Here is an 11633-nt window from a genome sequence, read left to right on the forward strand (position 1 = left end):
TGTTAGGGTGGCCGCATGGAATTGCGTCACCTTGAACAGATCGTCGCCATCTGCCGTGAGGGCAGCTTTAGCGGGGCCGCGAAGATGCTCGGCATCTCCCAACCTACCTTGAGCAAGAGCATCGGCCGCCTGGAGGCCAGGATCGGTGTCAAATTGTTCGAGCGCAGCAATGCCAATGCCCGCGCCACGATCTACGGCCAGTTTGTGGCCGACCACGCTTCGGCGCTGTTGCAATCGGTGACGGCGCTCGGCCATGAGCTCGAGCAAATGGCGCGCGGCGAGGCTGGGTTGCTGCGGATCGCTGTCGGCCCCGCGACACGCCTGCATCCGCTGCCGCAGATCATTCCAAAGATAGCACAGGCGTTTCCACAGTTGCGGATCGTCACGCGATACGCCGGACCGAACCTGATGATGCGGGCCCTGCGAGCCGGAAAATTCGATCTCGTGTTCTGCAATCGCGAGATCGCGACCACGCAGGACGACCTGATCCGGGTCAAGATATTCGAGGACAGATACATCGTCGTCGCGCGTCCGGACCATCCGGCGTTGCGAGCCGCTCCGCTGTCGGCGTCCGAGTTTATGCGCCTGCGGCTGGCGAGCGCCGGCATCACGCCGGACTTCCGGATCTGGCTTGGGGGCGTAAGCGATCAACAGACGCGGCATCTCGAGGCCTTTCTGTCTGACGACTACGATCTCGTCAGGGGCATGGCCCTCGAATCCGAACTCGTTGCGCGAGGCCCCCGGTTTGTATTCAAGGCCGAGCTGGAGCGGGGCGAACTGGTCGAACTCGCGCTGGACTCCGATTTCCAGTACGAGTGCTGGATGCTGACGACCAACGCGCTGTGGCGCTCGCCGATCGTGAAGGCCGTTGCGGGATTTGCGAAGGAGAGGCTGGATGTGTATCAGCGGAAATGACCGCAATTGGCGGATATTGTTGCAAGAGTCGAAAATCGAGGCGTTTCGGATTCCGTAGGTGTCTTTGCCTGCACCAGATACACTGACCGTCCCGGGGCGCGGGGTTGAGCGATAAAGGCCAGTATGCTCGTACGACCAGTTTCGTCAGGGCTGAGGTCCCATCAAGCGCCGACCGTGTTCTGCACAGTAGACGTGGTGATGGAGATTGGCGATCCATTGGCGTCCGGAGGCTGTCAGGTTCAGATATTTGACGCCCTCGTCGAGGTGCTTGGAAACGCTGTTCCAATAGAACCCCGGATACTTGTCGATCAGGTCGGCCGGTGACGAATACCCGAGCTGCCGATTCATGCCGATCTCTTCGAATTCGCAATAGAGCGCGTTGGCTTTGCGCGAGTACATGGGGTCACCAAGTTGCCCAATGAGATCAGCCGCCTGCACCAGCCGCGGCTCCAGGTCGTCTTCCGTCGTGCCTCGATCGAGCTGGCAGGGAAAGCGCGTAGACTCGATCGCCTTGGCTACGCGTTCGGCGTCGATGACCGGTGAGCTTCCGAGCCGTTCAAAGGCGAATAGCTTCGAACGATCGACGTGGTAGGGGGTGAGCGCCGCGTCCGATGCGCCACGGGTGAGAGTGATCCGTTTTCCGCTTCGATCCACGACGAATTCGGTCTCCGAGTCGCCGCTCAGGATGCCGCGCACATAGCCGATGTCGTGCAGCAGGCAGGCGATGATGAGATGACTGTAGTCGGCAGGCTCGATGCGGCGGGACAGCGCCAGGCCGTGGAGAATATCGCGTCCCACCATCGTGACCAGCATGGTGTGCTCGAAATTGTGGTAGAGCGCATCGCTCCTTCCGAGACATTCGATCGTGCTTCGCGCCAGGGCGCCGAGGCGTTCAGCATGATCGTCATGGGCTCGGCCGAAGATCTGGCGGAAATCCCTAGCCAAAAACTGACCAAGTTTCTTGGCAGCCGATGCCGTAATCGGTTTCATGCATGACTCCAACCGTTGACAGGTCGGCGCATACGCGCTCCCTTTGCTTCGAATGGGCAGGGAAGCAGGTCGTTGAGAAAGTCGGCCCCGTAAGGTCGACCAATTTAGAATTCAATCGTACACCCTGTCTACATCGCAAACCATGAGGGCTGTTTCTGCCAGGCTGACAATATCCACGCGCAGATCGGTGGTGGTTCCCTGACCCAAAATGCCCTGCACTGTCAGCTCTGCCCTCAAAGCTTCGATCATGCGTCTGAGGCGCTGATGATGCATGGTTCTGTTATTACTACCGCCGTTGAACATAGTACGTCGCATGCCCTTCATTTGGCTGATTAAAGACATCAAGCTCTTGGTTATGGCCATCATCAATCGCACGATCATCGGCTTGCGTGGAGCCCCTGCGTGTCGGACGGATTTTCCAAGTTTCAAGTTCGAAGATGAGTTGGCTGGTGAGGAAGATGCTTGAGAGAAATTGTGTCGGACTTCTTCCGCAAGTGCAGAAAATTGGACTGGTGGGGCGTCGACTCAATCTCTCGCAAAGCCCGCTTTTTCATGCTGCTCTCCAAAATCGGAACGGCCGTTTTACAGCCAGAGGTACTGTCGTTCGTGCCGAGCGCATGAACCCGTGTTGCTATTGCCCTTGTACGCAGATGGCCGTCTAAGCACTTATTCTCCTTGCAGAATCCTCCCGTTTGCCAGGAGACGCGACAAGGTGCGATCAGACCGGATCAATAGTGAATTTCGGACAGTGCTTATCCCACCGTTGTCGCATCGAAGGATGCTGAACCTTCGGGCGCGTTGACGACGTCGGCGTGTTGCGGTCGTCGAGATGCGCCTTATAAGCAGCGCGTGCCCGCCAGCCTGATCTTCAGCATCGCTGATAGCTTCGAAGATCCGCGATATCGCGCGCGGGCCAACATCCGCATGACGGAATTGCGTTGCCGAGATCCCCATTGCCGGAGTTGTGCCGAGGTTGTCTGGGACGCCCGGAGAGATTCGCTGGCTCGGCGAGGGCCTGGGACACTGGTCGGGAGCGGGCCGGCGGCGCCATGCCAAGGCGCGGTGGAACGGCGTTCAGCCCGGCAACCCGGCCCGGATCGGAAAAAAGACCCTTGAAGGGCGAAAACGCCAGTGCTATTATTCGAACGGTCAGTCGGATTATTTTAGCCGCAACTCAGGTCTCCGAGAAGAGAGCCCGGGACAGCCATGGGAGATGCAGCGATGAACGTGGTGCCGCGCGCGTCACAGTGGGGCGAATTGATCCGGCCCGACCGGGTGCACGGCTCGCTCTACAGCGACCCCGCGATCTTCGAAGCCGAACTGCAGAACATCTGGTACCGGACCTGGGTCTATGTCGGGCACGAGAGCGAGGTGCCCAACGCCAACGACTACGTCGTCAAGTCGATCGGCCCGCAATCGGTGATCATGACTCGGGACGAGCAGGGCAAAGTTAACCTGCTGCTCAATCGTTGCTCGCATCGCGGCAACCAGGTCTGTTCCTACGATAAGGGTAATGCGCGTTCCTTCACATGCCCGTTTCACTCCTGGACGTTTGCCAACGACGGCCGCTTGGTAGGCTACGCGTTTCCCGACGGCTACGAAGGCCAGGACAAGTCGAAGCTTGCGCTCGGCCGTGTGACGCGGGTTCAGTCCTATCGCGGCTTTGTGTTCGGCTCGTTCGCAGCCGAAGGGCCGACTCTGGAAGAGCATCTCGGCGGCGCGGCCGAAACCATCGATCGTCTGGTTCGGTTCTCGCCCGAGGGCGAAGTCGAGGTGACGGCGGGCTTTCTCAAGCATCGCGTCAAGGCCAACTGGAAATTCATCATCGAGAACGAATGCGACGGCTATCACCCGGCCTTCGTGCATTCCTCGATCTTCGGCGTCGCCGATAGCGCGATCGGCAAGCTCTATGGCGGTGCGTCGACCGCGGTGACGCGCGACTACGGCAACGGCCATACCGAGATCGACCTGCGGCCCGAATTCCGCAAGCGCGACGCTCCGATGAGCTGGTTCGGCACCACGGAAGCGCGGTTGCCGGACTATACCGCGCGGATGAAGGCCGCCTATGGCGACCAGACCGCGCGCGAGATCATGATCGACGGCTCGCCGCATGTGATGATCTTTCCGAACCTGTTCATCGCCGAAATCCAGATGTTCGTGATCCAGCCGCTCGCGGTCGACGACAGCGTGCAGCATGTCACGGCGCTGCAGTTTAAAGGCGCGCCCGACATGAACCGGCGCCTGCGTCAGCAGACCATGGGCTCGGTCGGCCCGGCCGGATTGCTGCTGGCCGACGATTCGGAAATGTACGAGCGCTGCCATCGCGGTGTGCTGGCGCGCAATCCGGAATGGATATTCCTCGGCCGCGGCGAGAAGCGCGAGCGCCAGGACGAGCTCGGCTTCAAGGTCGGCCATGTCACCGACGAGATCCCGTCGCGCGGCATCTGGCGGCATTATCGCAGTTTGATGGAGACGCGCTAATGTTGTCGCGCGAAAGCAGCGCTACATTGATGAGCGCCGTGGCGGCCTTCATCTACAAGGAAGCGCGGTTCCAGGACGAGCATCAGTACGAGGCCTGGGAAGCGCTGTGGACCGATGACGGCGTCTATTGGGTACCGGCCAATGGCGACGATATCGATCCCGAAAAGCAGATGTCGATCATCTACGACAACCGTTCGCGGATTTCGCTTCGCATCAAGCAGTTGTTGACCGGCAAGCGCCACACCCAAACGCCACAATCGCGGCTGCGGCGCGTGGTCTCCAACATCGAGCTGATGGACGAACAGCCCGGCGGCGATATTTCGGTCGCGAGCAACTGCCTGGTGTTCGAATCCAGCCTGCGCGACGACACCGTCTGGGCCGCGCGCAACGAATACCGGCTGCGCTATGTCGATGGCGAACTGCGGATGGCGTACAAGAAGGTGATCTTGGTCAACAACGAGAAAGCGCTGTTTACACTCTCGTTCCTCATCTAGAGCGTTTTCAAGTGAAGTGGGTACCGGTTCACGTAAAGAAAATGTGTCAAAACAGAGAGAGCGGAAACAAGCCATGATCGACAAGGGACCTGTGCTGCTCGATATTGCCGACGGCATCGCGCGGCTGCGCCTCAACCGCCCGGACGCCGCCAACGGTATGAGCGCCGAACTCCTGAGCGCGCTGTGCGACGCCATCATGGTTTGCCACGGCCAACCGGACCTGCGCGTGCTGCTGCTGAGCGGCGAGGGCGCGAATTTCTGCGCGGGCGGCGACGTCAGGGCGTTTGCGTCGAAGGGCGAAAAACTGCCCGACTATATCCGGCAGGCCACCGCCTATCTGCAGAATGCGGTGACCGGGCTGTTGCGGCTGGAAGCACCGGTCATCACTTCGGTTCAGGGCTTTGCCGCCGGTGGCGGCGGTTTTGGTCTCGTCTGCGCCTCCGACATTGTTATCGCCGGTGAATCCGCAAAGTTCCTCGCAGGCGCGACGCGGGTTGCGATGGCGCCCGATGCCGGCGTGTCCGTCACGCTGTCGCGGCTGGTCGGCCTGCGCCGGGCGATGTCGATCCTGCTGACCAATCCGGTGATCTCGGCGCCCGAGGCGATGGCGATGGGCATCGTCACCAAAGTTGTTTCGGACGCAGACCTCGCCGAGGCGTCGCTCGCGATGGCGCAAGAACTGGCGGCCGGCGCGCCCAAGGCATTGGCGGCGACCAAGCGGCTGGTATGGGCCGGAACGGCGCTCAGCATCGAGCAGTGCCTGTCGGAAGAGGCGCGCACCGTGTCTGAACTATCCGGGATGGCCGACGCGCGCGAAGGTCTCGCCGCGGTGATCGAGCGGCGCAAACCGATCTTTACGGGGCGCTGATGGTGCCGGCTTCTGGCACCCGGCCTTTCGGGCGGCTCGATGGCCGCCGCGCCTTCGTCTCCGGTGGCGCGAAGGGCATCGGTGCGGCGATCGCGCGAAGCTTTGCCGAGGCGGGCGCCCATGTCGTGATTGCCGATCTCGATTTCGAAACGGCCTCCGGTCTTGCCGGGCAAATCGGTGCGACCGCTGTTCACCTCGATGTCGGCGACGCCGGCATGGTTCAGGCGGTCATGTCGCAGTACGGACCATTCGATATCGTCGTCAACAATGCCGGCGTCGACCAGCATGCGTTCTTCACCGACACAACGCCGGAAGATTGGGCGAGGCTACTCGCGGTCAACCTGGTCTCGGCCTTTGCCTGCACCCACGCCGCACTGCCTGCGATGCAGGCGGCCGGCTTCGGACGCATCATCAACATCACCTCGGAAGCGGCGCGGCTGGGCTCCAAAGGCGGCGCGGTCTATTCGGCCGCCAAGGGCGGCGTGATCGCCTTCACCAAGAGCATCGCGCGCGAAAACGCACGCTTCAGGATAACCGCCAATTCAATCGCGCCGGGGCCGATCCGCACGCCGATGCTGGAAGCGGCCGCAGCGAAAGGCGGCGAGAAGATTTTGCATGCCATGACCGATGCCACCCTGTTGCGGCGTCTCGGCGAGCCCGAGGAAGTCGCCGCCGCCGTATTGTTCCTGGCTTCCGACCAGGCGGCCTATATCACCGGCGAAACCATTGGCGTATCCGGCGGCATGGGAGTGGGCGGCTGAGATGGCAGAGGCCGGCGGCGATATCGCGCTAGCTCCGATCGATCGTGCGATCGCACGCATCCGCGCGGTCTATCGGAGCTGGAACCGCGAGACCACCGTAGCCCGGATGCGCAGCGACTGGGATACGGCCTTCGGCGGCACAACGGCGCTGGTGAGGTGCGAAGGCGTCTCGGCCGGTGGCGTCGACGGCGAATGGATTCAGCCTGCCAATGCGCCACGGGACAAGGCCGTTCTCTATTCCCATGGCGGCGGCTTTCGCATCGGCTCGGTCGCCTCGCACCGCGACCTGATCGCGCAGATCGCGGTTGCCAGCGGCTGCCGCGTGCTCGCCATCAATTATCGCCTGGCGCCGGAGCATCGTTTTCCAGCGGCGCTTGACGATGCGCTCGCGGCCTATGACTGGGTGCTCGGGCAAGGACTGAAGCCCGCCAATGTCGCCTTTGCCGGGGATTCCGCCGGCGGCAACCTTGTGCTCGCCGCGATGCTGGCCTTGCGCGAGCGTCGGCTCCCGCTGCCCGGCGCGGCCGTGCTGATGTCGCCATGGACCGATCTGGCGGCGACCGGCGCGAGCTATGTGAGCCGCGCCGAGGCGGACCCGATCCATCAGCGCCCCATGATCCTGGCGCTGGCCAAGAATTACCTGGGCGGGCAGGGTGATCCCTGCGATCCGCTGGCATCGCCTCTATACGCCGATCTCACGGGCTTGCCGCCGCTCTTGATCCAGGTCGGCGACTGCGAAACCGTATTGGACGATTCCGTCATGTTGGCCGATAAGGCGCGTGCCGCCGGCGTCGAGGTTGATCTGCAGGTCTGGGACGGCATGATCCACGTCTTCCAGATGTTCGGTGCGGAGCTTCCCGAGGCGCATCGGGCTATCGCAGAGATCGCCCGGTTTCTCGACCGGCACCTCCATCTCAAGGCCGAAAGGGCATCATCATGAACATCAGGCCCGCCGATCCCCGCGGTCAGTCCGACAGCGAATTCCATTTCTCCGAGCAGCCGCAGCTTTCCGAGGAGTTGCGGATGGTGCGCGAGCAGGTGCGCCGGTTTGTCGAGAAGGAAGTGGTGCCGCATGGCGAGCAGTGGGAGCGTGACGGCAAGATCCCGCGCGAGATCTACCGCCGCATGGGGGCGCTTGGATTCCTCGGCATGCGCCACGCCGCCGAATATGGCGGCACCGATATGGGGCCGCTGGCGTCGATGGTCTGGGCCGAAGAGCTCGGACGTTCGACCTTCGGCGGTTTCACCTCTTCGGTGCTGGTTCACACCGACATGTCGGCCGTTCACATCACCCTGCGCGGGACGCCGGAGCAAAAGCAGAAATACCTTCCCGCGATCATCCGCGGCGAGACCATCTGCTCGATCGCGGTCACCGAGCCCGATGCGGGCTCCGATGTCGCCGGGCTGAAGACGCGGGCCCGCCGCGACGGCGATGACTGGGTGATCAACGGCTCGAAGATGTTCATCACCAACGCCGTCTATGGCGACATCCTGATCGTTGCCGCGCGCACCGATCCCGCCGCCAAGGGCAGCCGCGGAATCTCGCTGTTCATCGTCGAGCGGACGACGCCCGGCATCTCCGTGACCAAGCTCGACAAGCACGGCTGGCTTTGCTCCGATACCGCCGAGATCGCGTTCCAGGATGTGCGGATCCCTGCCGGAAACCTGCTGGGCGAGGAGAACCGCGGCTTCTACGGCATTATGGAAACCTTCGAGAACGAGCGAATCTGCATCGGCGGCATCTGCGCCGGCGAATCCGCCAAGGCGATTGAGCTCACCACCAATTATGTGAAGACCCGCCAGGCGTTCGGCGGACCGTTGTGGAACCAGCAAGCTGTGCGGCTCAAGCTCGCCTCGCTCGCCACCAAGGCCGCGGCCGCCCGGGCGCTCGCTTATCATGCCGCCGAGCTTGTCGAAGCCGGCAAGCCGTGTCCGCGCGAAGTGTCGATGGTGAAGGCGCTGTCACCGGAAGTGCTGCACGAGGTCGTGCATGGCTGCCTGCAACTGCACGGCGGCACCGGCTTCATGCGGGGAACGCCGATCGAACGAATGGTGCGTGACGCGCGGGTATTGACCATCGGCGGCGGCGCCACCGAGGTCATGCTGGAAGAAGTCGCCAAGCGGATGTGAGGCTCAGGAGTTGCGCTGACCTGCAGCGCGCGGCTCGACACCAGGCTTGAGGCGCCAGTCCGCGCCGAAATCGCTCAAAGGATGAAAAAACAGCGGCGCGGTGGCCTCGAGCGTGCGCAGGCGTGCGGCATAACCGTCGAGATAGAAGCGGCGCGTGGCCTCGTCGACGAAATTGACATTCCACGACACGAAAGGCGGCAGCACATCGCAGCCCGCATAGGCCAGCGCCCCGTTCTGGATCGGCCACAGCACGACGTCGAGCGCGCCGACCAGTCCGTCAGGCGCGCACATGCCCTCGTAAGCGGCGGTGGAGGTAACCACCATGGCGCGGCGCCCCTTGAGGCCTCCGGTGTCGTAACGCCGGCCGGCGCCATAGACCGCGCCGTTGACGAACACGCGGTCGATCCAGCCTTTCATGATGGCGGGAACGGAGAACCACCACAGTGGAAACTGCAGGATCAGCATGTCGCACCAGAGCAGCTTCTCGATCTCGCCGGCGATGTCGTCGCTGAAGGACTGATGCTGGTGTGAATATTTCTGTTCCCGGTCGTACTGCAGCACGTCCGGGAAGCGCCGCTGGTGAAAGTCGGCTGCGGTTGCGACCGGATTGAAGTTCATGGCGTAGAGGTCGGATATCTGGACCTCATGCTGTTGCGCGGTCAGTTCCTCGACCGACCGCGCCAGCAGAGCTGCGTTGAAAGATTTCGCCTCATGATGGGCAAAGACGATCAGAACCTTCATCGGAGCTTATCCTAGTTCACCGGCTTAAAACTCAGCGTCGAGAACTCGGACTGCATGATCTGCAGCTTCTGGTTCGAGAACCGGACGCCAGGGCCGAAGCTGATAGGCGCCATCACGCCGGTTTGGACGTTTTTGGTCTTTTCCAGCTCCGCAATGGTGCAGGCCCAGCTCGGCTCCTTGCCGCATCGTCCGATCGCTTCGATCAGCACCTTGGCGGCGGCATAGCCGGTCATGCTGTAGCGGTTGATGCCCTTCATCTCGGCCTCCGGAAGCAGGCCCTTGGCCTTTTCCAGAAACGCCTTGCCGGTGGGACCAGCGAACGGTTCTACATAATCGACGGCATAGATGCCGTCGCCCGCCGGTCCCATCAGTTTCAGCACCGGCTCGACCCGTCCGGGCCAGAAGATGCCTACGACGGGCTTGATGTTGAGCTTCTCCAGCTCCTTCATCATCGCGATGTTCTCGCCGATGATACCGCCGGCCAAAAACACCTCGGCGCCGGAATCCTTGAGTTGCAGCATGTCGGACGAAAAGTCCTGTTGGCCCTTCTTGTAGTTGCCGCTGTAGACTACGTTGAGCTTCTTGGCCTTGACCACGGTGTCGAAGCCGTCGCGCACGGTGATGCCGTAATCGTCGTCCTGCGTGATCAGGCCCCATTTCTTGCCGGGGTTCTTGTCGGCGAGATAGTTGACGAGGTGGATGATACCTTCCTCGTAGGATTGCCCGACCACGAACACGTTCTTGCGCGGCGGTTCCCAGAGGAATTTGACCGGCGCCACGTCGATGACGGTGGGGATCCCGGCTTTTTCCAGCACCGGCATCACGGCGATGGATTGACCAGAGCCGGATATACCGAGCATCGCGAACACCTTGTCGACGTCAATCACCTTCTTGACGCCCTGGATAGTGCGGGCGGTGACGTAGCCGTCGTCTTCGAGCACATATTTGATCTTGCGGCCGTTGATGCCGCCGGCGTTGTTGGCTTCCGCGATCGCGATCTTGTGGCCGATCGATGCGGCCACGCCGAGCAGCGCCGGCGGGCCGGTCAGGGGTTCGACGTCGCCGATCAGGATTTCGGTGTCGGTGATCCCCGGATCGGCGGCCAGCACGGGGCCGGTCGTCAGATACGCGCCCGCGAGCAACAGCGACGCGGTCGCCAGATATTTGATCATTGTTTCCTCCTCCGGTTGGATTGCTTTTTTGTCAGTAACGCAGCGGCCAGTTCACCCACATTCGCCGGATGTCGTGCCAGGCGCCGACCAGCCCGCGCGGCTGGAAGCGCAGGAACAGGATGATGACGAGGCCGTAGAGCATGCTCTTGAGTTCCTGCGCGCCGGTCGTGAAGGTAGCGTCCATCTGCGTGCTGAACAGGCTGAACACCAGCCGCGTCGCTTCCGGCAGCAGCACGATCAGGATGGTGCCAAGCACGGCGCCGAGCGCCGAGCCGAGCCCGCCGACGATCAGGATCGCCAGCGCCTCGATCGAGAGCAGGAACGGAAAGCCCTCGACGCTGACGAAGGACAGGTAGATGCCGTACAGCGCGCCCGCCAGGCCGGTGATGAAGGCGGAGGTGACGAAGGCGAACAGCTTGTAGGCGTGCAGGTTAATGCCCATGACGCGAGCGGCGGTGTCGTTGTCGCGGATTGCGACAAACGCGCGGCCGACCCGGCTGCGGCGGATGTTGAGCGTGGCGAATAATGTGAGCACGGCAAAGCCGAGGCAGAGATAGGTGAAGGCGGCATCGCTGTCGAAACTGAGACCGAAAATCTCGGGCCGCTGCACCGATATGCCGCGGGCGCCGTTGGTCAGCCACCGCGCTTCCAGGATCACGGTGTTGATGATGAAGGAGAACGCCAGCGTGGTGATGGCGAGATAAAGCCCCTTCAGTCGCAACGACGGCGCGCCGACGATGAGGCTGGCCAGCGCCGGCACGACCCCGGCGCCGAGGAAGCCGATCAGCGGATGCATGTGGTATTTCGAAACCAGCACCGCATAGGCGTAGGCGCCGGTGACGAGGAAGCCGACATGGCCGAGCGAGATTAGGCCGGTGTAGCCGGTCAGGATATTCAGCCCCAACGCGCCGACCGCGGTGATCAGGATGATCATCAGGAACGACAGCGCATAGGAATTGAGCACGAATGGTGCCGCGATCAGCGCCGCCACCAGCACCGCCGACCACAGCCATACAGGCGGCGAATCCACCAGCGTGACGAGTTCGCCATAGGTCTGCTTGAAATCACCGGTGCGCATCGC

At 62.3% G+C, this 11633-nt stretch carries 12 protein-coding genes; 7 read left to right on the forward strand and 5 right to left on the reverse strand.

Annotated elements, in window-relative coordinates:
- Nucleotides 1-15 precede the first annotated feature (15 nt).
- Nucleotides 16-915: a LysR family transcriptional regulator gene (locus FFI89_RS09350; protein ID WP_138834923.1), complete on the forward strand. Its 900-nt coding sequence runs from the start codon at nucleotides 16-18 to the stop codon at nucleotides 913-915.
- A 144-nt stretch (nucleotides 916-1059) separates the two neighbouring features.
- On the opposite strand, the gene FFI89_RS09355 is transcribed toward FFI89_RS09350, so the two are convergent.
- Together FFI89_RS09355 and FFI89_RS09360 are read right to left on the reverse strand one after the other, a co-directional pair.
- Nucleotides 1060-1905: an HD domain-containing protein gene (locus FFI89_RS09355; RefSeq protein WP_138834925.1), complete on the reverse strand. Its 846-nt coding sequence runs from the start codon at nucleotides 1903-1905 to the stop codon at nucleotides 1060-1062.
- A 111-nt stretch (nucleotides 1906-2016) separates the two neighbouring features.
- The gene (locus tag FFI89_RS09360; RefSeq protein ID WP_138834927.1) at nucleotides 2017-2268 is read right to left on the reverse strand and encodes a hypothetical protein; all 252 of its coding nucleotides are present in this window, start codon (nucleotides 2266-2268) and stop codon (nucleotides 2017-2019) included.
- 858 nt (nucleotides 2269-3126) lie between these two features.
- Here FFI89_RS09360 and FFI89_RS09365 point away from each other — a divergent pair.
- The 6 genes from FFI89_RS09365 to FFI89_RS09390 all read left to right on the forward strand — a co-directional run bounded on the left by FFI89_RS09365 (nucleotide 3127) and on the right by FFI89_RS09390 (nucleotide 8639).
- Nucleotides 3127-4386 (forward strand): Rieske 2Fe-2S domain-containing protein, encoded by a 1260-nt coding sequence (locus tag FFI89_RS09365; RefSeq protein ID WP_138834929.1) that lies wholly within the window; start codon nucleotides 3127-3129, stop codon nucleotides 4384-4386.
- The gene (locus FFI89_RS09370; protein WP_138834931.1) at nucleotides 4386-4880 is read left to right on the forward strand and encodes an aromatic-ring-hydroxylating dioxygenase subunit beta; all 495 of its coding nucleotides are present in this window, start codon (nucleotides 4386-4388) and stop codon (nucleotides 4878-4880) included. The genes FFI89_RS09365 and FFI89_RS09370 overlap by 1 nt, the downstream gene beginning before the upstream one ends.
- Before the next feature lie 73 nt (nucleotides 4881-4953).
- A complete protein-coding gene (locus tag FFI89_RS09375; RefSeq protein ID WP_138834933.1) occupies nucleotides 4954-5748 on the forward strand; it encodes an enoyl-CoA hydratase/isomerase family protein in 795 nt (264 codons plus the stop codon).
- Nucleotides 5748-6509, forward strand: coding sequence for an SDR family NAD(P)-dependent oxidoreductase (locus tag FFI89_RS09380; RefSeq protein ID WP_138834935.1), 762 nt, complete (start codon nucleotides 5748-5750; stop codon nucleotides 6507-6509). The genes FFI89_RS09375 and FFI89_RS09380 overlap by 1 nt, the downstream gene beginning before the upstream one ends.
- Before the next feature lies 1 nt (nucleotide 6510).
- Nucleotides 6511-7449 carry an alpha/beta hydrolase gene (locus FFI89_RS09385; protein WP_138834937.1) on the forward strand — a complete coding sequence of 313 codons (939 nt, stop codon included), beginning with the start codon at nucleotides 6511-6513 and terminating at the stop codon, nucleotides 7447-7449.
- Nucleotides 7446-8639, forward strand: a complete 1194-nt coding sequence (locus tag FFI89_RS09390) for an acyl-CoA dehydrogenase family protein (protein WP_138834939.1) — start codon at nucleotides 7446-7448, stop codon at nucleotides 8637-8639. Before FFI89_RS09385 ends, FFI89_RS09390 begins: the two co-directional genes overlap by 4 nt.
- 3 nt (nucleotides 8640-8642) lie before the next feature.
- Here FFI89_RS09390 and FFI89_RS09395 read toward each other — a convergent pair whose 3' ends face one another.
- The 3 genes from FFI89_RS09395 to FFI89_RS09405 are packed head-to-tail and all read right to left on the reverse strand — an operon-like array spanning nucleotide 8643 to nucleotide 11630.
- Nucleotides 8643-9380 (reverse strand): NAD(P)H-dependent oxidoreductase, encoded by a 738-nt coding sequence (locus tag FFI89_RS09395; protein WP_138834941.1) that lies wholly within the window; start codon nucleotides 9378-9380, stop codon nucleotides 8643-8645.
- Nucleotides 9381-9391: 11 nt separating this feature from the next.
- Nucleotides 9392-10552, reverse strand: coding sequence for an ABC transporter substrate-binding protein (locus FFI89_RS09400; RefSeq protein WP_138834943.1), 1161 nt, complete (start codon nucleotides 10550-10552; stop codon nucleotides 9392-9394).
- A gap of 31 nt (nucleotides 10553-10583) precedes the next feature.
- Nucleotides 10584-11630, reverse strand: coding sequence for a branched-chain amino acid ABC transporter permease (locus FFI89_RS09405; protein WP_138834945.1), 1047 nt, complete (start codon nucleotides 11628-11630; stop codon nucleotides 10584-10586).
- Nucleotides 11631-11633 lie beyond the last annotated feature (3 nt).

The sequence above is a fragment of the Bradyrhizobium sp. KBS0727 genome, from assembly GCF_005937885.2.
Lineage (GTDB): Bacteria > Pseudomonadota > Alphaproteobacteria > Rhizobiales > Xanthobacteraceae > Bradyrhizobium.